Origin of the sequence: Streptomyces fuscichromogenes, assembly GCF_014645815.1 — a bacterium.
GTDB classification, from domain to species: domain Bacteria; phylum Actinomycetota; class Actinomycetes; order Streptomycetales; family Streptomycetaceae; genus Streptomyces; species Streptomyces fuscichromogenes.
This window is the reverse complement of sequence record NZ_BMML01000016.1, coordinates 228244-253332: the sequence shown is the minus strand read 5'-3', so window position 1 is coordinate 253332 and position 25089 is coordinate 228244. Positions and strand designations below refer to the sequence as shown.

The 25089-nt window shown below is 72.3% G+C and carries 23 protein-coding genes; 16 read left to right on the top strand and 7 right to left on the bottom strand.

Annotated features, from left to right (window positions below; genetic code table 11):
- Positions 1-130 precede the first annotated feature (130 nt).
- Together IEZ11_RS31455 and IEZ11_RS31450 are read left to right on the top strand one after the other, a co-directional pair.
- Positions 131-1882 (top strand): L-lactate permease, encoded by a 1752-nt coding sequence (locus IEZ11_RS31455; protein WP_373295000.1) that lies wholly within the window; start codon positions 131-133, stop codon positions 1880-1882.
- Positions 1883-1983: 101 nt separating this feature from the next.
- The gene (locus IEZ11_RS31450) at positions 1984-2781 is read left to right on the top strand and encodes an SDR family NAD(P)-dependent oxidoreductase (protein WP_189266312.1); all 798 of its coding nucleotides are present in this window, start codon (positions 1984-1986) and stop codon (positions 2779-2781) included.
- Positions 2782-3205: 424 nt separating this feature from the next.
- Here the strand turns inward: IEZ11_RS31450 and IEZ11_RS31445 are convergent, their stop codons facing one another.
- The gene (locus tag IEZ11_RS31445; protein ID WP_189266311.1) at positions 3206-3550 is read right to left on the bottom strand and encodes a hypothetical protein; all 345 of its coding nucleotides are present in this window, start codon (positions 3548-3550) and stop codon (positions 3206-3208) included.
- Complete coding sequence (locus tag IEZ11_RS31440) at positions 3547-4008, bottom strand: cupin domain-containing protein (protein WP_189266310.1); 462 nt, start codon at positions 4006-4008, stop codon at positions 3547-3549. The genes IEZ11_RS31445 and IEZ11_RS31440 overlap by 4 nt, the downstream gene beginning before the upstream one ends.
- Before the next feature lie 144 nt (positions 4009-4152).
- Here IEZ11_RS31440 and IEZ11_RS31435 point away from each other — a divergent pair, with 144 nt between their 5' ends.
- Positions 4153-4773, top strand: coding sequence for a TetR/AcrR family transcriptional regulator (locus IEZ11_RS31435; protein WP_189266309.1), 621 nt, complete (start codon positions 4153-4155; stop codon positions 4771-4773).
- A gap of 29 nt (positions 4774-4802) precedes the next feature.
- Here the strand turns inward: IEZ11_RS31435 and IEZ11_RS31430 are convergent, their stop codons facing one another.
- The 5 genes from IEZ11_RS31430 to IEZ11_RS52040 all read right to left on the bottom strand — a co-directional run bounded on the left by IEZ11_RS31430 (position 4803) and on the right by IEZ11_RS52040 (position 11921).
- Positions 4803-5711, bottom strand: coding sequence for a hypothetical protein (locus tag IEZ11_RS31430; protein ID WP_189266308.1), 909 nt, complete (start codon positions 5709-5711; stop codon positions 4803-4805).
- Positions 5712-5725: 14 nt separating this feature from the next.
- Positions 5726-6652, bottom strand: coding sequence for a hypothetical protein (locus IEZ11_RS31425; RefSeq protein WP_189266307.1), 927 nt, complete (start codon positions 6650-6652; stop codon positions 5726-5728).
- Positions 6653-7792: 1140 nt separating this feature from the next.
- Positions 7793-8056 (bottom strand): hypothetical protein, encoded by a 264-nt coding sequence (locus IEZ11_RS31420; RefSeq protein ID WP_189266306.1) that lies wholly within the window; start codon positions 8054-8056, stop codon positions 7793-7795.
- Positions 8057-8325: 269 nt separating this feature from the next.
- Positions 8326-9396 carry a fatty acid desaturase family protein gene (locus IEZ11_RS31415; RefSeq protein ID WP_189266305.1) on the bottom strand — a complete coding sequence of 357 codons (1071 nt, stop codon included), beginning with the start codon at positions 9394-9396 and terminating at the stop codon, positions 8326-8328.
- 149 nt (positions 9397-9545) lie between these two features.
- Positions 9546-11921: a helix-turn-helix transcriptional regulator gene (locus tag IEZ11_RS52040; RefSeq protein ID WP_189266304.1), complete on the bottom strand. Its 2376-nt coding sequence runs from the start codon at positions 11919-11921 to the stop codon at positions 9546-9548.
- Positions 11922-12263: 342 nt separating this feature from the next.
- Between IEZ11_RS52040 and IEZ11_RS31405 the strand changes: the two genes are divergently transcribed.
- The 13 genes from IEZ11_RS31405 to IEZ11_RS31345 all read left to right on the top strand — a co-directional run bounded on the left by IEZ11_RS31405 (position 12264) and on the right by IEZ11_RS31345 (position 24882).
- Positions 12264-13871 carry a phage tail sheath subtilisin-like domain-containing protein gene (locus tag IEZ11_RS31405; protein ID WP_189266303.1) on the top strand — a complete coding sequence of 536 codons (1608 nt, stop codon included), beginning with the start codon at positions 12264-12266 and terminating at the stop codon, positions 13869-13871.
- A gap of 37 nt (positions 13872-13908) precedes the next feature.
- The gene (locus IEZ11_RS31400) at positions 13909-14427 is read left to right on the top strand and encodes a phage tail protein (RefSeq protein ID WP_189266302.1); all 519 of its coding nucleotides are present in this window, start codon (positions 13909-13911) and stop codon (positions 14425-14427) included.
- Positions 14428-14489: 62 nt separating this feature from the next.
- A complete protein-coding gene (locus IEZ11_RS31395; protein ID WP_189266301.1) occupies positions 14490-14957 on the top strand; it encodes a phage tail protein in 468 nt (155 codons plus the stop codon).
- 13 nt (positions 14958-14970) lie between these two features.
- Complete coding sequence (locus IEZ11_RS31390; RefSeq protein WP_189266300.1) at positions 14971-15399, top strand: phage tail assembly protein; 429 nt, start codon at positions 14971-14973, stop codon at positions 15397-15399.
- Positions 15399-15575: a DUF6760 family protein gene (locus IEZ11_RS31385; protein ID WP_373294999.1), complete on the top strand. Its 177-nt coding sequence runs from the start codon at positions 15399-15401 to the stop codon at positions 15573-15575. Before IEZ11_RS31390 ends, IEZ11_RS31385 begins: the two co-directional genes overlap by 1 nt.
- Before the next feature lie 42 nt (positions 15576-15617).
- Positions 15618-18044 carry an eCIS core domain-containing protein gene (locus IEZ11_RS31380; RefSeq protein WP_189266299.1) on the top strand — a complete coding sequence of 809 codons (2427 nt, stop codon included), beginning with the start codon at positions 15618-15620 and terminating at the stop codon, positions 18042-18044.
- 69 nt (positions 18045-18113) lie between these two features.
- Positions 18114-18647 (top strand): phage tail protein, encoded by a 534-nt coding sequence (locus IEZ11_RS31375; protein WP_189266298.1) that lies wholly within the window; start codon positions 18114-18116, stop codon positions 18645-18647.
- Positions 18648-18682: 35 nt separating this feature from the next.
- On the top strand, positions 18683-19288 hold the full coding sequence (locus IEZ11_RS31370) for a phage tail protein (protein WP_189266297.1): 606 nt from the start codon (positions 18683-18685) through the stop codon (positions 19286-19288).
- Between the two features lie 11 nt (positions 19289-19299).
- Complete coding sequence (locus IEZ11_RS31365) at positions 19300-20061, top strand: CIS tube protein (RefSeq protein WP_189266296.1); 762 nt, start codon at positions 19300-19302, stop codon at positions 20059-20061.
- Complete coding sequence (locus IEZ11_RS31360; RefSeq protein ID WP_189266295.1) at positions 20058-21926, top strand: phage baseplate assembly protein V; 1869 nt, start codon at positions 20058-20060, stop codon at positions 21924-21926. The genes IEZ11_RS31365 and IEZ11_RS31360 overlap by 4 nt, the downstream gene beginning before the upstream one ends.
- 9 nt (positions 21927-21935) lie before the next feature.
- Positions 21936-22343: a GPW/gp25 family protein gene (locus IEZ11_RS31355; protein ID WP_189266294.1), complete on the top strand. Its 408-nt coding sequence runs from the start codon at positions 21936-21938 to the stop codon at positions 22341-22343.
- Positions 22343-24343 carry a putative baseplate assembly protein gene (locus IEZ11_RS31350; RefSeq protein ID WP_189266293.1) on the top strand — a complete coding sequence of 667 codons (2001 nt, stop codon included), beginning with the start codon at positions 22343-22345 and terminating at the stop codon, positions 24341-24343. The genes IEZ11_RS31355 and IEZ11_RS31350 overlap by 1 nt, the downstream gene beginning before the upstream one ends.
- Positions 24343-24882, top strand: a complete 540-nt coding sequence (locus IEZ11_RS31345; RefSeq protein ID WP_189266292.1) for a phage tail protein — start codon at positions 24343-24345, stop codon at positions 24880-24882. The genes IEZ11_RS31350 and IEZ11_RS31345 overlap by 1 nt, the downstream gene beginning before the upstream one ends.
- Positions 24883-25089: the final 207 nt, after the last annotated feature.

Here is a 25089-nt window from a genome sequence, read left to right as displayed (position 1 = left end):
CTCAAGGGACGAAGCCGTCCACGGTCAACGAGCTGAGGCTGCCGACCTTTCAAAACACGCCCTAGGTCCGTCCGCGCGGGACCGCCGACTCTTCCCTGGGGTGTCAATGTCGATGTCCTTGTCCTCGCCCGTGTCCCTTTCCCTCTCCACCGCCTCGCCTGCCTCCCTGACCGCGTCCGCGTACCAGCAGGACTTCGATCCCGTCCTCGGGCAGCTCGGGCCCTCCGCCGCCGTCGCCGCCGTCCCGCTGCTCGTTCTCTTCGTCCTGCTCGGTGCCCTCCGATGGAAGGCGCACTGGGCCGGACTGACCGCGCTCGGCAGCGCGGTCGTCATCGCCGTCGCCGTCTACGGCATGCCGCTCGTCCAGACCGTCAGTGCCGGGGGGTACGGCGCGGCGTCCAGCTTCCTCCCTGTCATCTGGATCCTGATGAACGCGTTGTGGATCTTCAGGCTGACGGAGCACACCGGGTACTTCGCGGTCCTGCGCAGATCCTTCGAGGGCATCAGCGACGACCAGCGCATCCAGGTCATCATCATCGCCTTCGCCTTCGGGGCACTGCTGGAGGCGCTGGCCGGTGCCGGAACTCCCGTCGCGATCAGCGCCGTCATGCTCGTCGGCCTGGGGCTGCAGCCCATGCGCGCCGCCGTGGCCGCCCTGGTGGCCAACACGGCACCGGTGGCCTTCGGGGCCCTGTCCGCGCCGGTCACCACACTGGCCGCCGTGACCGGTCGCGACTTCGACACCCTGGGGTCCGTCATCGGACGGCAGACCTCCATCGTGGCGACGATCGTTCCGCTGGTGCTCGTCTTCCTCGTGGACGGCCGACGCGGACTGCGGGAGGTCTGGCCCGCCGCACTGGTGGCGGGAACGGCCTTCGGCGCCGGGCAGTTCGTCTTCGCCAACTTCATCTCGGTCGAACTCGCGGACATCGGCGCGGCCCTGTGCTGTGCGACAGCCCTCGTCGGGTTCCTGCGCGTCTGGCATCCGCGGCCCGCGCCGGCCGCCGGCCCGGTGCCCGCCGCCGCGTCCGTGCACACGGCTTCGCCCTCGCCCGTCATGGTGGGCGCGGGCGGCGCCGGTGATTCCGGCGCCGAGGACACGAAGAAGGGAGACGGCAGGGAGACGGCGCCGGTGCCCGGCGACGGCCGCAGGAACGTGATCCTGTCCTACCTCCCGTACCTCACCGTGATCGCGGTCTTCGTCATCGCGCAGTTCGATGCCGTCAAGGCCCACCTCAGCTCGGCCGCGGTCCACTTCGGGTGGCCGGGGCTGCACATCACGGGCGCGAAGGGAGTCCCGGTCGGCACCGTCTTCACCTTCGACTACCTGCCCGCGGCCGGCACGCTGCTGTTCGTCTCGGGCGTGATCACCACGGTGCTGCTCCGGGTCGCCCCGGGCGAGTCCGCCCGCATCTACGGCGCCACCCTCAGACAGCTCACCTGGACGATCCTCTGTGTGCTGTCCGTCCTCGCGCTCGCCTACGTGATGAACCTGTCGGGACAGACCGGCTCGCTGGGCCGTGCGCTGGCCGCGATGGGGGCCGCGTTCGCCGTCTTCTCGCCCGTCATCGGCTGGCTCGGGGTCGCGATCACGGGCTCCGACAACTCCTCCAACGCCCTGTTCGGAGCCGTTCAGATCACCGCCGCGCAGCAGACGGGTCTCCCCCTGGACCTGATGGCGGCGGCCAACTCCTCCGGCGGGGTGGTCGGCAAGATGATCTCTCCGCAGAGCCTGGCGATCGCCGCCGCGGTGGTGGGCGTCCAGGGCCGGGAGGGCGACATCTTCCGCAAGGTCATCGGCTACAGCCTGGCCCTGCTGGCGCTGATCGCGCTGATCGTCTTCCTCCAGTCCACGCCGGTCCTCAGCTGGATGCTCCCCTGAGCACAAGCCCCGCGGGAACCGTCATCGGCCCGGACCGAGACCCCGCATCCCCGCTCCTGTGCGAACCCCCGTACGAATCCCACGACATCGGAGACTGAACGATGACCAACCGCTACCGCGCCCTGTTCGACCTCACCGGGAAATCGGCCCTGGTCATGGGGGCCGCGTCCGGCATCGGTGAGGCGACGGCCCGGATGCTGGCCGGCCTCGGTGCCCAGGTGGTCTGCGCCGACCTCGACGGCGCGGGTGCCAAGGCGACGGCCGAGAGCATCGTCGCCGAGGGCGGCACGGCCCAGGGCCTCGCCGCGGACCTCGGCAGCCACGAACAGGTCACCGAGGCCGTACAGACCACGGTGCGGGCGTACGGCGGCCTCGACATCGGGGTCACCACCCCGGGCATCAACATCCGCAAGAGGCTGTCCGCCTATTCGGAGGACGAGTTCGACCGGATCGTCGGCCTCAACCTCAAGGGCACGTTCTTCTTCCTCCAGGACGCCGCCGCCGTCATGGCGGAACAGGGCGGCGGCAGCATCATCGCCTGTTCGTCGATGCGAGGTCTGATGGTCGAGCCGGGGCTCGGCGTGTACGCGTCCACCAAGGCGGCGATCCTGCAGATGGTGCGCGGACTCGCCACCGAGGTGGGCCCGCGGGGCGTACGGGTCAACACCATCGCGCCGGGCGTCATCGACACGCCGCTGACCCGCCCCCTGAGGGACGACGTCAGGACCCGGGACGCGTACAGCGCGCACACGGCCTTCGGCCGGTGGGGGAGCGCCGACGAGGTCGCCTCGGCGGTGGCGTTCCTGGCCAGTGACGCCGCGTCCTACGTCACCGGTGAGAACCTGGTGGTCGACGCGGGCTGGACCGTCATGGACGGCCGCTTCGACCCCGGCCGCTGACCACTGCCGCTCGCCGGACCCCGACCGGGCCATGCGGTGGCTGTCTTCCGGCAGAGGTCCCAGCTGCTTGAGGTCCTGTCAGGGCGCAGGGGTGAGGTGCGCCGGTGGAACGGATCTTGGTGGTGGGTGTCACCGGAGCGGGCCGACACCGTGATGTGGCTGGACTGTCCCCAACGCGTCATCATGCCTCGTGTCCTGCGTCGGTCCTTCCGGTGCACCGTCACCCGCGAGGTCCTCTTCGGCGGCAACAGGGAGACCTGGACGGGCTGGCTGAGCGCCGTGTCCGCGATCCGCGCTTCGCCCCTCTCACCACCCTCCGGTTCGGCCACCCCGACGACACCGCGGCCTGGCCGGCGTCCTTCTGACCGGCGGCCCAGCCGCTGGGAGGATTCGACGCCGTTCCGGACCGGAGGGTGAGCCGGGCTCAGGCGGTGGCGACAGCCGTGCTGACGTGTATCGCGGTCAGGAGCGAGGCGCCCGCGATCATCGTCCATTTCCGGGTGACGACTCCGATGACGGCGTCGCCCGCCTGGGCCGCGGCGGCCGCGCACAGGGTGAGCGCGCCGGCGGGGCCCGACCACGCGAGCGGTGCGACGAGGGCCGCCACTCCCAGGGGCACCCCCCTGGTCGCGTACATCCAACCGTAGAAGCGTTCGCCGGCGGTCGGTGTACCGCTCTCGCTCAGCGCCGCCGGGCGTACACCCCCCACCAGCGCGAAAGCGATGCCGGTGACCGCCCCGACGGTGTTGGCCCCCAGGAGAACGTTCACGAGGCGTACTCGGTCGACGGTTCGGTGCCGTACTTCGTCCAGACCTCCGCGACGGCGTCGTGTGACAACGGCTGCCCGGACTCGACCATGGCCTTGAGGTCACGGAAGTACTGCACGTACTGGTCCGGGGTGAAGGTGTTGAGCATGACCGCCGTCTCGTCGGTCACGTTGGCGAACGTGTGCGGTGCGCCCGGCGGGACCATGACCCACGTACCGGCTCCGGCGTCGTGGTCGTCCTGCCCGACGGTGAACCGCACGCTGCCCGAAAGTATGTAGAAGCCCTCGTCGTGCTGTGCGTGGCGGTGCTGCGGAGGGCCGGCGGTGTGCGGGGGGATGGTGATCTCGCCCATCCCCAGGCGGTGGTCGGTGTTGCTGCCGTCCTCAAGGATCCGGATCGTCGACGGGCCGCTGACGATGAGTTCGCCCTCGCCGGGACCGGTGATCGACACCTTGGCCATGAAGTCTCCCTGACTGGTGGGGTTGCCAACGCCAGGACCATAGGGTCGATCCGAACCCGCATGCAAGTCGACTCTCAAAAAAATAGTTGACTCTCATTCAATGGCTCCGCCGGGTATGCTTTCGGTCGGCACGGAAGGATGATCATGATCGAGCGGAGTCGCCCGAGCGGGCTGAGCAGCCAGATGGAACGCACCAGGTCGGCGATCCTCACGGCCGCCCGCGACCTCGCCGACACCGGGGCGGAGATCACGATGCCGGCAGTCGCGGCCGAGGCGCGGGTCTCCGAGGCGACCGCCTATCGCTACTTCCCCGACCTCTTCTCACTCCTGCGCGCCGCGGTGATGACGGAGGATCTGGTCGCCGTCCTGCGATCGGCGACGCGCGGCGACGACCCGGTCGAACGGATCGGTCAGGCCGCGGAGATCCTCGGCCGGGCGGTGCTGCGCAGACAGGGTGCCGTCCGGGTGGTCGTCGCCTCGACCATCGCGAAGCCCTCGACGGCCAAGGACCGGCCCGCCCGCCGCTTCGGACTCATCGAGCACGCCCTCGCCCCGTGGGCCGACAGATGTGGCTCCGCGCACCGCGCGGATGTGGAACAACTCGTCCGCGGTCTCGTCCTCGTGGTCAGCGCCGAGTCGCTGTTCGCCCTGACCGACCTCTGCGGCCTGAGCCCCGACGACGCGATCGCCAGCCTCGTGACCACCGCGCGGCAGATGACCGCGGCGGCGGTCGCGGCCATCCCCGCGGGACCCGCCACCGACTGAACCACCGCCAGGGACGCCCGGCGCGCCTGTCAGGCGAGTTCGTCGAGGAGCGGGACGGCGTACTGGACGCTGCCGCCCTGGGCGTGCTCGCCGGTGTATCCGAAGTGCGTGAGCCAGCTCTTGTCGAGGTACCCCAGGAGCGACTTCGCCACGACGGGGCGCAGCTTCCCGTCCGTCACGAGGTAGTCCATGGCGGAGAGCACCCCGGACAGCGACACGTAGAGGGCCTTTTCGACGTAGGCCCGCTTGTGCTCCTTGTTGTTCTGGATACTGGCCGGCATGTTGTCGGAACAGCCCCGCACGTGCTTGAGCAGGATGCCGGTGGCCGCATCGAGCCGCTCCTGCTCCTTCTTGAGCGCGGAGGCGACGCGACGCCGGTCGTACATGGTCTCGTCCGACTTCTTGGCCAGCGTGTCGGGGTCGAGAGTGGGGTAGCACGCCTCGCCGACGTGGCCTCGCGTCCGCCAGCCGCTGCCGATCTTGCTGTCGATGTGCCCCCGGCTGGCCTCCGAGGTGATGTCGTACCAGCCGTACTCCTTGCCCTTCTCGTCGACCACCACGATGTCGGGCCGGGTGGTGCCGTGGCTGACCTGGAAGCGGACGCTCCAGCCGGGCGGCAGCGTGTGCAGTATGCCGTCCTCGTCGTTCCTTATCTTCGCGGTCACCAGCGTCTCGACGGCATAGCCGTAGCGGGCCGCGAAGAACGGCGGCGTCTGGCCCGTCTCCAGGTAGAGGGCGAAGGTGCCGTACCAGCGCTCGATGTGCTTTCCCGGAGCCTGGATGGTCGTCGGACGCTGGTTGATCTCGGCGGCGGCCTTCGCGGTGAGGGCTTCCAGCGCTTTGAACCACTTGTCCAGGGACTTCACGGCCAGCTTGGCCCGCAGCGCCTCCTCCACCTGCTCGTCGGACGGCGCGCTCGGCTGGGCGGGAACGGACATCGTGCCTGTCTCCTCTAATTGCTGGACGTGGTCCTGATCAGGTCCGCGATGACGGCGTCGACCTCCTCGGGGGTCAGGCCCTCCCTCAGGTCACGGTTCTCCCTGAGGACGGACGCGACGGTGGCGCGGACGCTGTCCTCGCCCGACGGCGCGGCGGTCTCCGCCGCCGGGGCGGCCGGTTTCTCCGGCGCGTCGCGTTCGAGGACCTCGGCGTGCGTCAGCCATGTGTCCCCGCAGCCGCTGAAGCGGTCGCCCGGCGTGACGGCGTCGGCGAACTCGTGCGTGCCGTCCCGCCCGACGCGGTGGAACATCTGCCAGTCGTGGTCCCAGCGGGGTACGGGTCCGGCGTCCTCGCGGGCCGCGTGCTCGTCGGCCCAGGCCTGGTCCTGCCAGGTGGCCGTGGTCTCGTCGTACCACTGGTGGACGGAGTCGAGGCGGTCGTAGCGGTAGTCGAGGCCGTAGGCGTGGTGGTGCGTGGGTTCGGCGTAGCGGCGTCGGTCGTAGGTCGCCCAGTCGTGGCTGTCGGCGGTGGGGGCGTAGAGATACTCCTGGGTGACGGGGTCCAGGCGGTAGTACTCGGTTCCGGGGGTGCCGTCGGTGTGGGGGTTGGGCAGGCCGAGGCCGGCGCCGTCGGGGGCGGTCTGCTCCCATTCGGTGACGACCCGGAGGAACCAGTCGACGAAGACGTCCGGGTCGGCGCCAGGGGCGGTGAGTTCGACGAAGTGGTACGCGCGGGTGGTGTCGTCGGCGAACCGGTCGCGCAGGCGGTCGCGGTAGTCGTCGACCTGGTCGGCGCGTTCGGGCCACTGGGCGTCGCTCTCGAAGACGACCACGGCCAGTTTGTCCGCCAGGACGTCGGCCGCCGTGCAGGCCGAGCGCACCGGACCGCCCTGCGCCAGCCACTCCCGCAGTTGCTCGACGTTCTCGCTCTCCACAGCCATTCAGGCTCCCTGCCAGGCGACGCTGTCGACGTCACGGTAGGGAGCCACGGTCGAGCCGCGCCCGCAGGAAAGCGCAGCACTTCGTGCAGTCCTGGCACCGCCGCCGTGTCCCGCCGCCGTGTCCCGCCGCCGTGTTCCGCCGCCGTGTCCCGCCGTCGTGTTCCGCCGATGTGGGCCCGCGATCCGCAGGGGGCCGGCCCGGGAAGACGGTGCCCTCGCGGCAACTCGCCGGGCGTGGGTGTTTCGTCGTTCCGGCGGCCGTCGCGGATTTCCAGGGGCGTGCGGTGTCACTCCCGGGAGTGAAAGGGGTGCCATTCAGGAACCTGATGGCGGTGTGCGGAGTCCGAACAGGCATGTAATGGGTCCTGTTGTTGGTCGCCGAAGGTACGAGAGGTTCCCGATTACCGGTGCCGCATTCTTGAGCGCACGCGTGCCGGGAGTCCTGGGGCTATAGATTGTGTTTCCGTCCGTGCGTGACTGTCCGACGGGGTCGATGACGGGACGACGTGCGGATCGGCGACGGCGATCAGAGGATCGTCGCAGGTTGTGCCAGATGCGTCTGCGTTGTGCCTGTGGCCGGCGGTCGAGGAGCCGCTCGGTGTGACGGGGGCGGCGCGCGCTGTTTCATGTTGGTGTGTATCAGTCAGGAGTTCCCGGTGCCCGATCCTGTTCCCACGGCATCAGGGATGCCTGAGTCCGGTTCCGGAACGCCGGATATCCCGCAGCAGAACGGGTCCCGTCCGAATGGACGTCGCGGTTCGGGGCGGGAGGACGTGAGACGTGACTCTTCCATGGACGGCGCATATATCCATAACCGGAGGGTGGGGACATCGCATGACCGTTCGGAGACTCCGCCTGAAAGCTTTCTGGATTTTCTGGACCGTCTTTCGGAGCGGGTCTTCACGAAGAACGACAGGGCGTGGCCCGCTGTCTTCCAGCTCGCACTGCTCGTGCTTTTGCTGCCCGTGTCACTGATCGGAACCGTGATGGCGGCCCACGCCGCAGGCGTTCCCGGCTGGGCGATCGCCTCGGGGACGGCGACATCGGTCGGCGGACTGGGTGTGGCGACCGCGAGCCGACGCCGCAACACCGGCCGCGGGACGAGCCAGGGGCCGGGACGGCGCGGAGGCGGTCGCCGTTCTAACCGGCGTCAGGGATCGCACCGCCGCCGTTGACGGCCGCGCGAGGGTGTTCGCCCGTGCTGCACCAGGCGACGCCTGGCGGGGCGGTCGGCGCACGCCGTGTCCGGCGCAGCAGCCCCAGGACCAGGGCCAGGAGGGTCGCACCCGTCTGCACGGCCAGGAACACCGCCGTACGGCCGGAACGGGGCACCGCGAGGGCCGCCCCGGTGGCCACGGCGAGCCCTATGACCGTACACGCGGCGATGAACACGGCGGACGACACGGTCCGGGCGCCCTCGGACCGTGGACGCCGGTGCGCTCCGCTCAGGTGGTGCGCCGAGGAACAGCGCGGAGGGAACCCCTCCGTGTGATCGGTTTCCTGTGTGGTCATCGTGGCCCCCACGGCATCGCCCCTCTTCACGTTCTGTCACTGGCTAGTTACCCATCATCCAGGGTTCGGGACATGCTCCGCTGGATATCGCCCCATGCAACAACGCAACTTTTGTCCAATGGGTTCTGCGCGGGAGGGCGCCGCACGCATCCGGCGCGCCGTCAGGACGCCCGGCGCTGCCGCCGGATGGGTTCCCCCACCCGGTGCAGGTGCGTGAGGGCCTCGCGGTAGGACCGCAGCAGGCCGGTCTCGTGGTAGGGCACACCGATCTCCGCGCAGTACTCCCGCACGATCACCTGGGCGTGTCGCAGATGCGGTGTGGGCATGCTCGGGAACAGGTGGTGCTCGATCTGGTAGTTGAGCCCGCCCAGCATCAGGTCGGTGAACCGGCCGCCCCGCACATCACGGGAGGTGAGCACCTGGCGGCGCAGGAAGTCGGGCCGCTCGTCGCCGGTGAGGGTGGGCATGCCCTTGTGGTTCGGGGCGAACGTGCTGCCGAGATAGACACCGAAGAGACCCTGGTGCACGGCGAGGAACGCCACGGCCCTGCCGGGAGAGAGCACCAGGAACAGGGCGGACAGGTAGGCCGCCAGGTGCAGGAGGAGCAGCGTGCCCTCCAGCACCCGGTGCTTCATGGCCGGCGAGCGCAGCGCCCGGATGCTCGACACATGCAGGTTGAAACCCTCCAGCGTCAGCAACGGGAAGAACAGGAACGCCTGGTGACCGCCGATGATCCGGGCCAGGCCGCTGCTGTCGCGGGCCTGGCCGGTGGACCACACCACGATCTCCGGAGCGACGTCGGGGTCGAGTTCCTCGTGGTTGGGGTTGGCGTGGTGACGGGTGTGCTTGTTCGTCCACCACCCGTAGCTCATGCCGATGGCGAGGTTGCCGAAGAGGCGGCCCCAGGCCTCGCTGGGACGGCGCCGGCGGAAGACCTGCCGGTGCGCCAGGTCGTGCGCCACGAGCGCCACCTGGCCGAAGACGAGGGCCATGGCGGCGGCGACGGCCAGCTGCCACCAGGTGTCGCCGAGCGCGAGGAAGGCCGCGCCGCCGCCCAGCAGAGCCGCGATCACCAGGCCGAGCCGCACGGTGTAGTACCCCGGTCGCCGGTCCAGCAGGCCTGCGTCGTCGATGCGTCGGGAGAGTCTGGCGAAGTCGCTGCCGGGACCGGAGGGCCGCGCAGGGGCGCCGGGCGTCGCGGCCGCGGCCGGAGCGTCGATGGAGAACGTCATGCTGCCGAGTCTGGGCAGGGCGGCACCGCGCCGACAGCGGGCCAGCCACCGGATCCGCAGGGGGACCGCCTCCCGGCTCTGCGGGGGTTACCACCACTCCCAGGTCGCTGACCCGGGGCTCTGGCACCGGCCGGGGGCCCGGTGCGGGCTCATCCGCTCCACCGGCCACGTTCGGGAGAACTCGGCCGGCTGGTGGTGAGTTCGCTGCGGGTGCGCACCCCGAGTTTCCGGTAGATCTTTCCCAGGTGGTACTCCACCGCCTTCGCGCTGATCAGCAGCCGCTCCGCGACCTGGCGGTTGGTCAGCCCGGACGCGACCAGGCCGGCCACCGTCTCCTCACGTTCGGTCAGGGCGACGTCGGGGCTCGGCGCGGCTCCCCGGGTGACGGCCGCCCGGTCCCGGGCGCAGTTCCGCGCGAACGCGTCGGCGCCGAGCGAGGCGAAGTCGTCCTGCGCCCGCTGGAGCCAGCCGAGGCCCGTCGTCGTCCGCCCGAGGGCGCAGAGGAACCGGCCGTACGCATGGTCCAGTTGTGCGCGGTGCAGGGGCGGTACCTGTGCGCGGCCCTCCGTGGCCAGCAAGCCCGCCTCGTACGCGGCCGCGGCCGTGGTCGGGTCGCGCCGGAGCTCGGCGGCCCGGCCCGCGAGCCGATGGAAGGTGACCATCAGGTACGGGCTGCGTTCCGCGTGTTCGCGCAGCTGCGCCAGGCCCGCCTCGGCCGCGGCGCTCGCCGCGGTCTCGACCGCCGCTTCCGCATACACCGGCAGCCACAGCGGGGCGAACTTGGCCGGTGCGTCCCCCAGACCGGCGGAGTCGGAGGTCAGCCAGGTGAGCGCGGTCAGGATGTCCGCGTGACGCCCGTGCGCCAGCAGGGCGACGGCGTCCGCACACGCGGCGACGGCGAGGCGGTCGGGTTCCACCGACGCGGTCACCGCCCCGGGCGCCGGCGCTGTCCTGGGCGCGGGCGCCGCCCCACCCGCCGACTCCGACCCGGGCACCGGCGCCGCTCCACCCCCGGGCGCCGACCGCCCCATCGGCACCGCCCCACCCGCGGGCGCCGCCGCACCCGCCGACCGACCCGCCGGCACCGCCCACGACACCGACCGGCCCACCGGCGGCGATCCGGGCGCCGGTGCCGACCCGCCCGTCGGCGTCGGCACTCCGCGTCGCGGTGCCGGGCCCGCTCCGCGCGCGGCCGAGAGCATGGCCCGCAGGGCTCGCCCCGCCGTGTCGTCGACGCCCTCGCCGATGCCGTCCACCGCGGAATCGGCCTCCCGCCAGCTTCCGAGCAGGAAGTGCGCGATCGCCAGCCGCTCCAGCGCACGCAGCCGGTCCGGGTGCCCGGGACGCGCGTCGAGCCGCCGGACCAGGCTGTCCAGGTCACGGGCGGCCGCCTCCAGATCGCCCGCCAGCACTCGGCACTCGCCACGTAACAACAGCAGTGCGGAGTCCCGGAGTTCCGGTGCGCGGGTGCGGTGCTCCGGCACCGTCGCACTCGCCACGGCGGCCGGCGGGCCCTCGTCGAGGGAGCGCAGTACCCCGTGCGGGCCTTCCGTGTAGGACCGGCCCACCAGGAGCAGGCGCCGGGCCGTGCGGATCTGCACCGGGTCACCGGTCGCGGCGTCCAGCGCCCTGGTCGCCGCCTCGACCGCGGTGCTGCCCCGTGCCGTGCGGCACGCCACGGCGGCCCGCACGGTCTCGACCGCCGCGGCCGCCGACAGGGCCCGGTCCCCGTGCGACCGCCCGGAAGGCGCACGGCCCGCAGCCGCGTCCGCGTCCCCGGTGGCCAGGGCGCGGGACGCCGCTCGCAGGTGGTCGACGGCGAGACCGAGACGGTGTTCGAGCAAGGCCCGGCCCGCCAGCGCGCAGTACCGCAGCGGCGAAGGGGGCAAGGCCTCGACCCGGGTCCACAGGTCGTCGTCCCGGAACTCCTCGCCGTACACGTCGTGCATCGCGGCCAGCAGCACTCGGCGCTCCCGCTCGTCACGGTCCGCGGTCAGGTCCGCCGCCCAGAGCAGCAGTTGCCGACTCGGCACGCCGACCCCGACCCCGACGCCGGTCCCGTCCTCCGGCGCGCCCGCGTCGAAGGCGGCCTCCTCCAGGGCGGCGGCCAGCACCGGGTCGGGGCGGTCGGCCGCCCGTGCACGGTGCGCCAGCGCCGGTCCCGGATCGAGCACCTCGGCGGCGGCGCGGTGCAGGGCCCGCCATCTCGTCGGGCTCAGCCGTGCCCGCACGAGGCGCTGGTCGCTCTCCCGTGCGAACGCGACACGGCCGGAGCCCCGCGGTCCGTCGACCCGCACGACGAGACCGAGGCCGAGCAGCAGGTCGACGATCCGGGCGGCCGCCGGAACCGAGGCGACGCGGGCCACCGTGGCCGGCGGATGCTCGCCGGCCAGCACGTACAGCGCCGCCAGGAACGCGCCGCTGTCCGGGCAGAGGCGGTCCGCGGCCAGCAGGCGTCGTTCGGCGTCGGCGTCGGACGCGGCCTGCTCGCCCGGTTCCCGGTACGCATCAGGTTCGCGGTCCATGTCAGGTGCGAACCTGCCTCTCCAACCCGGTGGGGAACGGGAAGTACACGGATTTCATGGTGGCAGAGCCCGCACACCCGACGCCCACCGGCTCGCCCGTCGGCGCTCCGGACCGCGCTCGTCGTGTTGCATCATCGCGCACCGGAACCTGCTCCGTTGCGCGCTCTCGCGCGCACGTCGACCGGAACCGGCGCACCGAATACTGATCGTCGTCGGCCCAGTGATCACCTTGCGGACCATGCGCGGTGTCCTCGGCCGACGCCTGGCATCCGGCATCCGGCGTCCGGCATCCGGCAATCCAGAGTTCGTTCCCGGCGGTTCTGAAAGAGGGGCAGAGGGGCAGTGCCTACCTACCATTCCCCTGGCGTCTACGTGGAGGAGGTCTCCTCGGGGTCCCGGCCCATCGAGGGCGTGGGCTCCGCGTTGTGCGCCTTCGTGGGGTTCACCGAACGCGGGATCCCCGACCAGCCGACGCTCGTGACCAACTGGACGCAGTACACCAAGGCCTTCGGCGGCTTCGTCGAGGGCGCGCACCTTCCACAGTCGGTCTACGGGTACTTCCTCAACGGCGGCGGGGCGGCGTACGTCGTGCGCGTCGGCGCCCCCGACGCGGAAGACGGTGAGCGGGGTTCCGCGGACGGCCGGGACGACGGGAGCCCGGCGGCTCCCGGCTCCGCGGCCCGGGGCGAGGTGCCCGCGGACGGGGACGGCGGGCGTCCGGCCCTCCAGGCCAGGGCGCTGGCCCCCGGGGAAGCGGGCAACGAGTTGAGCGTCGAGATCGCCGACGCGAGCGAACCCGGCGAGGAACTCTTCAAACTGGTGGTCCGTCAGGAAGGCCGGGAGACGGAGGTCTTCGACAACCTCTCCCTGCGGCGCGGGCCCCGGAACGCGGCCACGCTTGTCAAGGCGTCCTCCCGACTGATCGTCCTGGACGAGGTCAAGGGCGCGTCGGCCCTGGTCCCGGCGAAGGGCGCGCGGGTCGCGTTGAGCGGCGGAACGTCCTCGGCGGCGGCCGTCGTACCGACGGGGCCGGCCCCGGTCCGGATCAGCCCGGCCGACTACGTCGGGGACACCGCCGACCGCACCGGATTCGCCGGGCTCGAGGCGATCGAGGACGTCACCATGCTCTGCGTCCCCGACCTGATGGCCGCCTACCAGCACGGGTCCGTGGACCTCGAAGGGGTCAAGGCCGTGCAGCTCGCCATGATCGCGCACTGCGAGCTGATGGCGGACCGGGTGGCGATCCTCGACCCGCCGCCGGGGCTCGGCGCCCAGCAGGTCCGGGACTGGCGGATGGACGTCGCCGGCTACGACTCCAAGTACGCGGCGCTGTACTGGCCCTGGATCAAGGTCATGGACCCGGTCAAGGGCAGCCCCGCGCTCATCCCGCCCAGCGGCCACATCGCCGGTGTGTGGGCGCGCAGCGACGAGACCCGGGGCGTGCACAAGGCCCCGGCGAACGAGGTGATCCGCGGCGTGGTCGACCTGGAGACCAACATCACCCGGGGCGAGCACGACCAGCTCAACCCGGTGGCCGTCAACTGCATCCGGTCCTTCCCCGGTCAGGGGATCCGGGTGTGGGGTGCGCGGACGCTCTCCAGCGACCCCGAGTGGCGCTACCTGAACGTGCGCAGGCTGTTCAACTTCGTGGAGAAGTCGATCCTCGACGGCACCAACTGGGTCGTGTTCGAGCCCAACGACCGGTTCCTGTGGGGCTCCGTACGCCGCACCATCACGATGTTCCTGCGCCGGGTCTGGCGCAGCGGGGCGCTGTTCGGCCGTACCCCGGACGAGGCGTTCTTCGTCAAGTGCGACGAGGAGAACAACCCCCCGGAGAACCGGGACGCCGGGATCCTCACCGTCGACATCGGGATCGCCCCGGTCAAGCCGGCGGAGTTCATCGTCTTCCGGGTCTCGCAGTACTCGGAGGGCGCGGCGCTGGAGGAGTGATCCGGAGCCCGTCCGCGCCGAGAGGAGAACGAACACCGTGGCAAGTCCGACCCGCCCGTCCGCACCCACCTCGCGACCGTTTTCCACCGTCGCGTCCGCGCCGATCTTCGTGGTCTCCTCGAACATCCAGATCACCGGTGGGTTCCAGTTGCAGAACCTGGCGTTCCAGGAACTCGCCGGCATCAGCAGCGAGATCAGCATCGAGCAGTACGTCTCGGTGGACACGGCCGGGTTCATCAACCACACGAAGCAGTTCGGCCAGACCAGACCGCCGACGGTCACGCTCAAGCGCGGCCTGGACAACAGCCTGGCGCTCTGGGCGTGGCACCAGATGGCACTCAGCGGCAATCCCGCGGCCCGCGCCCAGTATCTGAGTCTGGACATCTTCGGCGGCGGGCTCGCCGGGATGAAGGACCAGGAGCCGTTGATGAGCTACACGCTCATCAACGCCTGGTGCGCGAAGATCAACATCTCCTCGGCCAGGGCCGGGGAAGGGGTCATGACCGAGGACGTCACCATCGCCTGCGACGTGATCACACAGGGCGACGGCGGATGAGCCGGCCGACACGGCGCGCGCCGGCACGACAGTGAATTCCGAGTGGAAGGGGCGACGGTCACATGGCGATCGCCAGCGGCAACCCGACGGTGATGAGCGCGTCGACCTTCGTGATCCAGGTGGACGGGATCAAGGTCGCCACGTTCAGTGAGCTGTCCGGAATCAACACCGAGGTCGAATCGGTCGAGTACATCTCCAGCGGCCCCGAGGGAATCCTGCACACGAAGCAGTACGGCAAGACCAAGCCGCCGACGGTCACGCTCAAGCGCGGCCTCGATCCGGAGACCTACATGTGGCTCTGGCACCAGGCGGTGCTGCAGGGCGACCCGCTGGCCCGCAAGACCTGTTCGCTGCAGTTGTTCGCGGCGTCCTCGTCCCCCAAGTCGGGTCAGCCGATCATCACCTACCTCCTGGAGAACGCCTGGCCGTCGAAGCTGGAGATCGGCGGGATGAAGGCCGGCGCCACCGAGATCGTGACCGAGACCGTGGTGCTGCACTGCGACCAGATCCTGATGCAGCCGGCCGGATGACCGAGGAGAGGTCATGCTGACGCAACCGTCCGCCGCCGGAGCCGAGGGCGCGCCGCCCGGCTCGGCGGCCGGGCTGACGACCCGTTATCCGTTCGTCCTGCCCCGTGGCTATGTGGACGAGCAGGGCAGACTGCACCGGGAGGGCGTGATGCGCCTGGCCACGGCACGCGACGAGATAGCGAGCCAGAGCGATCCTCGGGTCAGGCAGAACCCCGTCTATCTCAGCGTGCTGCTGCTCGCCCGTACGGTGACCAGGCTCGGCTCGGCCCCCGTGGTGGACAACCTGGTGATCGAGAACCTGTTCGCCTCCGATCTCGCCTTCCTCCAGGACCTCTACCGGCGGATCAACCAGGAGGGGCACACCGAGGCCGACGTCGACTGCCCCGCCTGCGGGCACGGATTCGCGGTGGACATCGCCGGTGATGTCCCGGGGGAATCCTGATGTACACGGCCGACCGGCTCTGGGAGGAGGCCGTGTACCTCGCGTACCACCTGCACTGGCCGCTGCGGGAGATTCTCGACCTCGAACACCCGGTGCGGGCCCGGGTGATCGAGGAGATCGGCCGGATCCACGGCCGTCTCGACAGCGGCGCGGCGGGACCCGCCCAGATTTTCTAGCCACGGTCCCAGCCCCGGTGCACGGAGAGGAGAGGAGACGAGATGCGTTGGCTGCCCCGACGGCGGCGCCGCGAGACCCGCGACGCGCCCGCCGACCAAGGCCTGCCGCCCGCCGACCAAGGCCTGCCGCCCGGTGACGGGAACTGGCGGCGGCTGCCGCCCCTCGTACCGACCGTCCTGAGGCCGCCGCTGACCGCGGCCGCCTCGATGGGCGTGGTCGCGGCCGACCGGACCCGGCCGCTGGTCCACGCCCCGGACCGGACCCGCCCGGCAGCCCGTCGGGCCCCGGAGACCCCGGGGCATCCGGCCTCCTCGCACCCGGGCGCGGCGTTCGCCGTGGAGCCGGTCGCCGGACGTGTGACGGGACTGGTCGCCGTCCGCGCCGAAGGACCGCCCGGTCAGGCGCCGGTCGCGCCGCCCTCGACACGTGGCCGGCGGGCGCCCGTACCGGACCGCGCCCCGGTCCCGCGCACGCCGCCCGCCGCGGTGCGGCGCACCCCACGCGTGCTGGCGTCCGCCGGGCCCCGGCCGAGCCTGGTCGAGGCCGCGGACGAGTACGTGGGCGATCCGCTGCCCGACGGGACACCCGAGGAGCCGTACGAGGAGGCGCCCCACGCCTCCCGGGCTCCTGCGCCCGACGACGCGCTCAAGGCCTCCTCGGACTGGGTGCGCATGCTTGAGTCCTACCGTCCGCCGTGGGCGACCGAGGACGGAGCCGCCTCGTCGCGGCAGCCGGGGGCCGTGCCGCCGACACCCGAGGGCGGCGCCTCCTGGTCGAGCGAGGCGCCGGTCCCACCGCCCCGCCCGGCGCGCGAGCCGGGCACGGGCCTGCCGAAGACGCCCGCGCGCCGCGCCTCCCTCGCCGAGAGCCGACGGCTCGGCCTCGGCAACCCGCTTCGCCGGCCGCCCGGTTCGGACGTACGGATGCCGGTGGATCCGCCCGCCGACGCCCTCGACGCCCTCGACGCACCCGACGCCCCCGAGGTCCAGGACCGGCAGCCCGAGCAGACCCCTGCCGCCGAGGCCCCCTCGCCGCCCGAGCCGGACACCGGTGTCGACAACGGTGCCGGTGCCGAAGCGGACCGGTCGCCGCGCCTCGCGGACGCGGACACCGGCCGGTCGCCGCGCCCGGCGGCGGATGCGGCTCCGTCGCCGCGCCCCGCGCCGGACGTCGCCACGCATACGTGGCGGAGCACCGCCGGTCCGGAGGCGCCGTTGCCCGGCCTCGGGGCCCCGGTCGACAGGCCGGCGCGGCTTCCGCACGGCACGTCGTCCGGCGCCAGGCCGCCGCGCCGACACACGCCGCCGGTACCGACCGAACCGGCACCGCCCACGCAGACCCCTGCCGACGGCGAGGCGGTGGACGTTCCGGGCAGGGCCGGCGGCGAGCCGGACGTACGCCCCGCGGCGCCGCCTGCGGCCACTCCCGTCTACCGTTTCGTTCCCGGCGAGCGGCCGGCCCCGCCCGCTGCCGGGGCGTCCCGTCCGACCGGCGCCGTACCCACGCCGACCGCGGCCCCGGCCCCTTCCACGGGCAGGCCTCCGGTACGGCCTCGTGCGCGGCGGCGGCCGGACGGCGCCCGCCCCGAGCCCGAACCGCGACCGCCCGCCCCCGTTGCGCCGCCCGTCCGGACGGCCCCGAGCGAACTCGCCGACGCGGTACGGCGGGTGCACGGCGTGGACGTCTCCGACGTGCCGATCCACCGCGGTCCCGAGGCGGCCGCCGAGGCACGGTCACTCGGTGCCCGCGCCTTCACCCGGAACGGCGAGGTGTTCCTGCCCGCGCACGAGGGGCCGTTCGACCAGCCGGTCGCGCGCGGCCTGCTCGCGCACGAACTCACCCACGCCGCCCAGCAGCGTGTCCTCGGCCCCGCCCTGCCGCCCGAGGACTCCGACGCCGGCACCGCGCTGGAGGCCGCGGCCGTGGCCGCCGAGCGGTGGGCACGCGGCTCGGGTGCGGACCCGGCGGCGGCCGACGTGGCTCCCGCGGCGTCCTGGACCGCGCCATGGATCGCGACGGGGGCCGGAGCGGGGGTCGGAGCGGGGACCGAGGCGGGGACCGGGCCGGGGACCGTGGCACCTCCGGCGTCCTGGACCGCCCCGAGGAGCGCGGCGCCCGCGAGCGGGGTGCAGCGGCAGCCCGGCGACGTGACGACCATGGCCGAGCCCATGGAGACCGAACCCGTGCACCCGCCGACGGCGATCGCCCCGGTCGCGGACGGGACGCCGTCCGAGTCCCGGGCGTCCCCGGCACCGGCGCCCCTCGACGCGGAGCTGCTCTCGGTCAGGGACCGGCTCATCGAGCTCAGCGGCCGGCGCCCGCTCGACCTGGACGACCCCGGTGACATCGAGGAAGTGGCCGTCCAGGTCTACGAAAAGATCCACAGACGGCTCCGGCGGGAGCTCCTGGTCGACCGCGAACGCGCGGGCCGGCTCGGTGAGACCGGGCCGTTCGGCTGGGCGAGATAGCCGAGTCGGACCAGACGCACGAGACAGACGAGATCGAACGCGCGAGACGGACGGGAGTCGAGGGAACCCATGAGCATGATGGGATCGCTGCGCGGTGCGGCCGAGCAGGCCCAGGACATCGCGGGGCCGCTGACGGTCGGCATGAGCCACCGGTACTCGGTGCTGATCGACAACATCGCCTACCACTTCGGCGACTGGTCCAGGGTGACGGGCCTGTCGGTGTCCTGGCAGCAGATCGAGCACCGGGTCGGGGACAACGGCAACCAGGTCTGGCTCTTCCCCGGCGCCACCAGGTACGAGCCGATCACGCTCAGCCGGGCGGCCGGGCCCTACTCGCGGGTCGTGCAGCACTGGCTGACGCAGACGTCGAAGAACCCGCAGCCGCAGAGCGGCACGATCCAGCTCGTCGACTTCGCCGGGATCCCGATGGTCCAGTGGCGGCTGAGCGAGTTCTTCCCGATCGCCTGGTCCGTCGACTCCTTCGACGCGGCCGGTGCCAAGCCCGCCGTCGAGACGCTCAAACTCGCCCACACCGGCTTCCTGGAGGACGACCTGAACTCCTCGGCCCTGTCCCCGGCCTCGCCGATGATCAGCCCGTTCTGACCGCCAGGACCAACGCACCCGAAAGGCATCCGTCAGTGAGCATCGCGTCCTTCGCCTCGGCAGCCGGGCAGGGCGGCGGCCGGCTCGGCCTCCCCCTCGCGCAGGCCGGCGGCACAGCCGTGTCCACCGCGGCCTCGGCGGCGCGCCGCGCGACCGCGGACAGCGCGTTCCGGCACTTCGGCCTGTCCATGCGCTTCACCGTCGTCTTCTCCAACGACGACGGCATCACCGAACTCGGCGCGTGGTCCTCGTGCACGGGGCTGAAGGTCGATTTCAGGACCGAGACGGTCAGGGTCGGCGGTGACTACAGCAGCGAGGTGAAACTGCCCGCCCAGGTGTCCTACCCGCCGGTGGTCCTGAAAAGGGCGATGGAGACACAGCCGTCCCGGGCGTTGCAGGTATGGCTCGGCAAGCTCGTCACGACCTGGATGAACTGCGACCAGGACAGCCCCAGGGCACCGGCGGGGGCCGTGGACATCGCCCTCCAGGACGTGCACCAGAGCGTCGTCGCCTCCTGGAGCCTGCGCGACGCGTACCCGGTCTCGTGGAGCGGCCCCGACCTGGACGCCAGGCAGAACGCGGTCGCGATCGAGACGCTGACCCTCGAACACACGGGCTTCCTGCCGCCCGACCACCTCTAGGAGCCCGACCCATGGTCACCCCCGAGACGCTGCAGCAGGGGCGCGCCGCCCTGACCCCGGTGCGGGTCGCGAAACTCGGCCCGGCGCGGTCGACGGACGCCGACTACATCAAGTTCGACTTCAACCCGGCGACGATCACGATCTCGCACACCGCGCAGGAGCCCATGTCCGCCGGGTCCGCCGGGAAGGGGCAGAAGGGCGCCGGGAACTCGGCCCCGAAGGCGCCCACCCCGCGCGTCGTACTGGCCGCCCAGAACGTGGAGGAACAGGACAGGGCCAGGGGCACCACGAGCATCGCCCTGCGCGCACTGACCTTCAACGGCAGGTACACGAACGTGGCAGCGGCCTGCCGGCGCCTGCTCGACTGGTCCCACTACGTGACCGTCACCGACAAGAACGCCACGAGCTGGGTCGAGCTGCCCCGGCTGAGGTTCGTGTGGGGCACCCAGATCTACCTCGTCTATCTCAAACAGGTGACCGTCACGTACACCAGGTTCAGCCAGTCCGGGGCGCCGGTGCGGGCCGTCGTCGACCTGACGCTCCATTCGATCCCGTCGGCACCGGGGCCGACCAATCCGAGCTCCGGCGGCCTGGCGGGGCGCCGCACGCACCTGCTCGCCGGTGCCGAGAGCCTGCCGGAACTCGCCACCCGGTGCTACGGCGGGCCGGGGCGCTGGCGGGAGATCGCCGCGGCGAACGGGTTCGACGACCCGCTGCGGGTGCGGCCGGGGACCCACGTGTACCTGCCGGGTGCACAGGAGGGCGGGCGATGACCGTGTCGTCGGACCTCGGCGCCAGCGTGTGGCCGACGGTCCTGGTCGGCGCCGCCCCCGGCCGGGAGCTGTCCGGCGTCGCCGCGAGCTGTCTGGTGCGCGCCGAGGTCAGTACGCAGCTGCTGCTGCCGGCGATGTTCGCCCTCAGCTTCGCGGACCTCACCGGGGCCGCGCTGGACAGCGCCGACCTCCGGATCGGCACGCGCGTCGAGATCCGGGTCGGATCCGGGCCGGACCGTCGGCTGGTCGTCGGCGAGGTCACCGCCATCGAGGGCTACTACCAGGGCATAGCGGGGCGGACCGTGGTGCGTGGCTACGACCTGTGCCACCGGCTGCAACGGGCGCGCAGGACCAGGTCGTTCGACGACGCGACCGACTCGGACATCGCCCGGCGGATCGCCCAGGAGGCGAGGCTGCCGGTCGGCGGGATCACCGAGACGGCGACCGTCCACGAGCACCTGCTCCAGTGCAACCAGAGCGACTGGGAGTTCCTGGCCCAGCGGGCACGCGAGATCGGCTTCGAATTCGGCATGTCCGACGGGCACTTCCACTTCCGCAAGGCCTCCGCGCTCGCGGACTCCGCCCTGGGGCTGCCGGAACTGACCATGCCCGGCTCGCTGTTGCGCTTCGAGCCGCGCGTCACGGCGGGCAACCTGGCCCCCGAGGCCGAGGTCCGGGTCTGGGACCCGCTGCGGGCGACGCTCTCCGCCGCGGCCCCGACGAAGACGTCCTCCGCCGGCGCCGCCACGGCGCCCCCACAGGGCCTCACCGAGGTCGCCGCCCTCTTCAGCGCCGCCGCGGGTGGTCCGCTGGGAGCGGTCGCCGCGCACGAGCAGGGCCCGCGGACCGGGGCGGGCCCCGGCGCCAGGGAGGGCCTCGGTCCCGCACCGAGCCCGACCGCACACGTCGTGGGTACGCTGCCGGTCGCGAACGCCGAGGCCGCGGCCGCGGCCCTCGCCGCCTCGGTCGGCGGGACCTTCGCCGAGGCCGAGGGCGAGGCGACGGGCGACCCCGCGATCCGCGCCGGTGCCACCGTCCGGGTCTCCGGCATCCCCGGCCGCTTTCCCGCCACCTGGCTGGTCACCCGCGCCCGACACGTGTTCGACATGGCGGAGAGCGGCTACCACACCGAGTTCGCCGCCGGCGGCGCGCACGACCGCTCGCTGCTCGGCCTGACCACGGCCGGCGGCACCGACCCGGTGCGCATCCCCGGTCTCGTCTGCGCCGTCGTCGACGACATCGGCGACCGGCACGCCCGGGTACGGCTGACGCTGCCGTGGCTGTCCCCGGACGTACGCACCGACTGGGCCCCGGTCGTCCAGTTCGGCGCCGGCCGGCGTAGCGGCGCCATGTTCCTGCCCGAGGTCGGCGACCAGGTCCTGGTCGGCTTCGAGTTCGGCGATCCGCGCCGCCCGTACGTGCTCGGCGGCCTCGTCACCGAGCACAGCGGCTACAGCCTCGGCGGCGATGCCGTCCGGCGGGGACCGGGCGGCGCGGACTCGTCCGTCGCGCGCCGCGGGTTCGTCTCGGCCTCGGGCAACCGGCTGGTGTTCCACGACGAGATGGGCGAGGAACCGAAGCCGCAGCGGTCGCGGATCACCCTGGGCACCGGCGACGGCGGACTCGGACTGGGCATCGACGTCGTCCAGGGGTCGGTGGAGCTCGCCTGCGCGCCCACCGACCCGGCGGGGCAGCTCACCATCAGGTGCGGCCGGGCCGGGACGGTCAACATCGTGACCGGCGAGGGCGGCACGGTGACCATCGACGGCGGGGACTCGCTGACGCTGAAGTCCGCCGGTTCGCTGACCATCCAGAGCCAGGGCACCGTCTCCCTCTCCGGCGCCTCCGTCTCGCTGGGCGGGTGAGCGACGGCGATGACCGACTTCATCGGCACCGGCTGGGCGTTCCCGTTCGCCTTCGAACCCACCGGTACGCCGGCCATGGCCTCCGGCACCGCCAAACTGGAGCAGTCGATGCGGCTGATCCTGGAGACCTATCCCGGAGAGCGCCCGATGCGGCCACGGTTCGGCAGCACCCTGCGGGACTACATCTTCGACGGAGCCGGCGTCCACCGGACGGCCGAGATGGCCGACGTGGTCAGGGACGCGATCGAGCAGTGGGAGCCGCGCGTCGACGTGGCCGAGGTGGACGTCTACCCCGACGAGGACCGGCCGGGTCTGCTCTACATCGACATCCGCTACCTCGTGCCCGGCACCAACAGCCCGCGCAACCTCGTCTTCCCCTTCTACACCATCCCCGAGCACGAGGAGGGCGAGTACTGATGCCCCTGCCGGCCCCCGACCTCGACGACCGCCGGTTCCAGGACCTGGTCGACGAGGCCAAGCGCCTGGTGATGCGGCGCTGCCCGGAGTGGACCGACCACAACGTCTCCGACCCGGGCATCACCCTGATCGAGACCTTCGCCCACCTGACCGACCAGCTGCTCTACCGGCTCAACCAGGTGCCCGACCGGCTGTACGTCACCTTCCTCAACCTGATCGGCCTGCGCATCCTCCCGCCCACCCCGGCGCGCGTCCCCGTCACCTTCTGGCTCTCCAGTCCCGCCCACACCCGGCTGACGATCGCCGCGGGCACCCGGGTGGGGACACTCCGTACCGCCACCGCCGAGTCGATCGTCTTCAGCACCCGGGAGGACCTGGCCGTCGTGCCCTGCTCACTCGCCAGGATCCGGACCGCGGTCGAACCGGAGTCCGAGGGCGAACAGGCCGGTGCGGGCGCCGGGGACGGCGAGCCGGCCGAGACCGCGGACCGCTCCCGGCTGCTCTTGGACGGCCGGCCGTTCCCCGTGTTCCGCCGACGCCCCGGGACGGGGGACGCGCTGCTGATCGGCCTCACCGACCCGGTGCCCGGGTGCGTGGTCCGACTGGGATTCCGCGGCCGGGTCGAGGGCGTCGGGGTCAACCCGAAACACCCCCCGCTGATCTGGGAGGCATGGACCGGAGAGGGCTGGACGCAGTGCGAGGCGGGGCTCGACGAGACCGGGGGCCTGAACACCTCGGGTGCGATCGTCCTGCACGTGCCGGCCGCGCACCGGGCGAGCGTGGTCGACGGCGACCGCGCCGGTTGGCTCAGGGCCCGGGTCACCGAGCCCGAGGAGGGGCAACCCCCGTACACCGACTCGCCCGTGGTCGACGGGCTGACCGTCTGCACGGTCGGCGGCACGGTCGAGGCCGTGCACGCCGAACCGGTCGCGCTGGAGGAGCTGGGCCAGGCCGAGGGCGTGCCCGGGCAGCAGTTCCCGCTCCGGCACAGCCCGGTGCTGGCCGGCTATGGCTCGCCGGTCGTGGAGACCAGCTCACCGGACGGCTGGCTGGAGTGGACCGAGGTCGAGCACTTCGCCGACAGCCGGCCCGAGGACCGGCACTTCGCCCTGGACGCGGTCTCCGGACTCGTCCTGTTCGGTCCGGCGGTCCGCGAGAGCGACGGCAGCCTGCGCCGCCACGGCGCCGTGCCCGAGAAGGGCGCCGAGGTGCGGATCCGCGGGTACGCGACCGGAGGCGGCGCCCGCGGGAACGTCGCGGCCGGGTCGGTCTGCCGGCTGAAGTCCTCGGTCCCGTCCGTCTCCGCGGTGGAGAACCGGCGCCCGGCCCAGGGCGGGGTGGACGGCGAGACCCTCGACGAGGCGAAGAACCGCGGGCCGCTGCTGGTCCGCACCCGCAGCCGCGCGGTGACGGCGGAGGACTACGAGATCCTGACCCGCGAGGCGGCGCCGGAGATCGCCCGGGTGCGCTGCGTGCCGACCGGCCAGGACCCCGCCGAGGCCGGGGGAGTCCGGGTGCTGGTCGTCCCGGCCGCGGCCATGCGGGACGGCCGGATCCTGTTCGAGAACCTCGTCCCGCCGGAGCCGACGCTGCGCCGGATCGCCGAACGGCTCGACCGGGCGCGGGTCGTGGGCACCCGCGTCATGCTCGAACCGCCGCTCTACCGCGGCGTCACGGTGGTCGCCCGGCTGGTGGCCCGGCCGCGGGTGAACGTCGACCGGGTGCGCGAGGACGCGCTCGAAGCCCTCCACCGTTATCTCAATCCGCTGCCCGGCGGCGGGCCCGAGGGCGCCGGCTGGCCGTTCGGCCGCCCGGTGCAGTCCGGCGAGATCTTCGGCCGGCTGCAACAGGTGCACGGCGTCGAACTGGTCGAGGACGTACGGCTGTTCTCCGCCGACCCGGTCACCGGGGCGCGCGGCAAGGAGGCCCGCCGGATCGATCTCGACGCCAACAGCCTGGTGTTCTCCTACGAGCACCAGGTCAGAGTGGAGGCACACTGATGCGCCGAGCCGTGGCGGGGCTGGACACCCCGTATCCGATCGGCACCCTGCTGCCCGCGGTCTTCCAGGAGGACCCGGTGGCGATGCGGTGGACCGGGGCCCTGGACGAGGTGCTCGCGCCGGCCATCTCGACACTGGACTGCCTGGCGGCCTACACCGACCCGATGCTCGCGCCCGACGACTTCGTACGGTGGCTCGCCGGCTGGCTGGGCACGGTCCTGGACGAGAACTGGCCCCTGGACCGGCAGCGGGCGGCCGTGGCGCACTCGGTGCCGCTCTACCGGCTGCGCGGCACCGCCGAAGGACTGCGCACCCTGGTCGAACTGGTCACCGGCGGGGAGGTGGAACTCGCCGAGAGCGGCGGGGTCCGCTGGTCCGCGGCCCCGAACACCCCGCTGCCGGGCGAGGAGGCGGCCCGGCTGGCCGTCCGGGTGACGGTGCCGAGGGGTACGCCGGTGGATGTCGCGGCACTGGAGGAACTGATCGTTGCGGAGAAGCCCGCGCATGTTCCGCACGGGCTGGAGGTCGTGGAGAGATGATCGTTTGTCGTAAGTGCGGGTTCCGCAACGCTGAGGACGACGCCTTCTGCGGCTCCTGCGGAGGCTTCCTCGAATGGACCGGGGAGAAGCAGGCGCCGAAGGTCGCGCAGGAGGTGGTCCAGGAGATCGAGCAGCAGCAGGAGCAGGCGGCCGCCGAACCGCGGGTCGGCCTGCTGCAGCGCGTGATCCAGGGGACGAACACCTTCA

What these genes read in the sequence shown, in the direction of transcription:
- IEZ11_RS31450 (WP_189266312.1), top strand. Translation starts at nt 1,984, where the DNA reads ATGACCAACCGCTACCGCGCCCTGTTCGACCTCACCGGGAAATCGGCC.
- IEZ11_RS31440 (WP_189266310.1), bottom strand. Translation starts at nt 4,008, where the DNA reads ATGGCCAAGGTGTCGATCACCGGTCCCGGCGAGGGCGAACTCATCGTC.
- IEZ11_RS31435 (WP_189266309.1), top strand. Translation starts at nt 4,153, where the DNA reads ATGATCGAGCGGAGTCGCCCGAGCGGGCTGAGCAGCCAGATGGAACGC.
- IEZ11_RS31430 (WP_189266308.1), bottom strand. Translation starts at nt 5,711, where the DNA reads ATGTCCGTTCCCGCCCAGCCGAGCGCGCCGTCCGACGAGCAGGTGGAG.
- IEZ11_RS31425 (WP_189266307.1), bottom strand. Translation starts at nt 6,652, where the DNA reads ATGGCTGTGGAGAGCGAGAACGTCGAGCAACTGCGGGAGTGGCTGGCG.
- IEZ11_RS31415 (WP_189266305.1), bottom strand. Translation starts at nt 9,396, where the DNA reads ATGACGTTCTCCATCGACGCTCCGGCCGCGGCCGCGACGCCCGGCGCC.
- IEZ11_RS52040 (WP_189266304.1), bottom strand. Translation starts at nt 11,921, where the DNA reads ATGGACCGCGAACCTGATGCGTACCGGGAACCGGGCGAGCAGGCCGCG.
- IEZ11_RS31395 (WP_189266301.1), top strand. Translation starts at nt 14,490, where the DNA reads ATGGCGATCGCCAGCGGCAACCCGACGGTGATGAGCGCGTCGACCTTC.
- IEZ11_RS31390 (WP_189266300.1), top strand. Translation starts at nt 14,971, where the DNA reads ATGCTGACGCAACCGTCCGCCGCCGGAGCCGAGGGCGCGCCGCCCGGC.
- IEZ11_RS31385 (WP_373294999.1), top strand. Translation starts at nt 15,399, where the DNA reads ATGTACACGGCCGACCGGCTCTGGGAGGAGGCCGTGTACCTCGCGTAC.
- IEZ11_RS31380 (WP_189266299.1), top strand. Translation starts at nt 15,618, where the DNA reads ATGCGTTGGCTGCCCCGACGGCGGCGCCGCGAGACCCGCGACGCGCCC.
- IEZ11_RS31375 (WP_189266298.1), top strand. Translation starts at nt 18,114, where the DNA reads ATGAGCATGATGGGATCGCTGCGCGGTGCGGCCGAGCAGGCCCAGGAC.
- IEZ11_RS31365 (WP_189266296.1), top strand. Translation starts at nt 19,300, where the DNA reads ATGGTCACCCCCGAGACGCTGCAGCAGGGGCGCGCCGCCCTGACCCCG.
- IEZ11_RS31360 (WP_189266295.1), top strand. Translation starts at nt 20,058, where the DNA reads ATGACCGTGTCGTCGGACCTCGGCGCCAGCGTGTGGCCGACGGTCCTG.
- IEZ11_RS31355 (WP_189266294.1), top strand. Translation starts at nt 21,936, where the DNA reads ATGACCGACTTCATCGGCACCGGCTGGGCGTTCCCGTTCGCCTTCGAA.
- IEZ11_RS31350 (WP_189266293.1), top strand. Translation starts at nt 22,343, where the DNA reads ATGCCCCTGCCGGCCCCCGACCTCGACGACCGCCGGTTCCAGGACCTG.
- IEZ11_RS31345 (WP_189266292.1), top strand. Translation starts at nt 24,343, where the DNA reads ATGCGCCGAGCCGTGGCGGGGCTGGACACCCCGTATCCGATCGGCACC.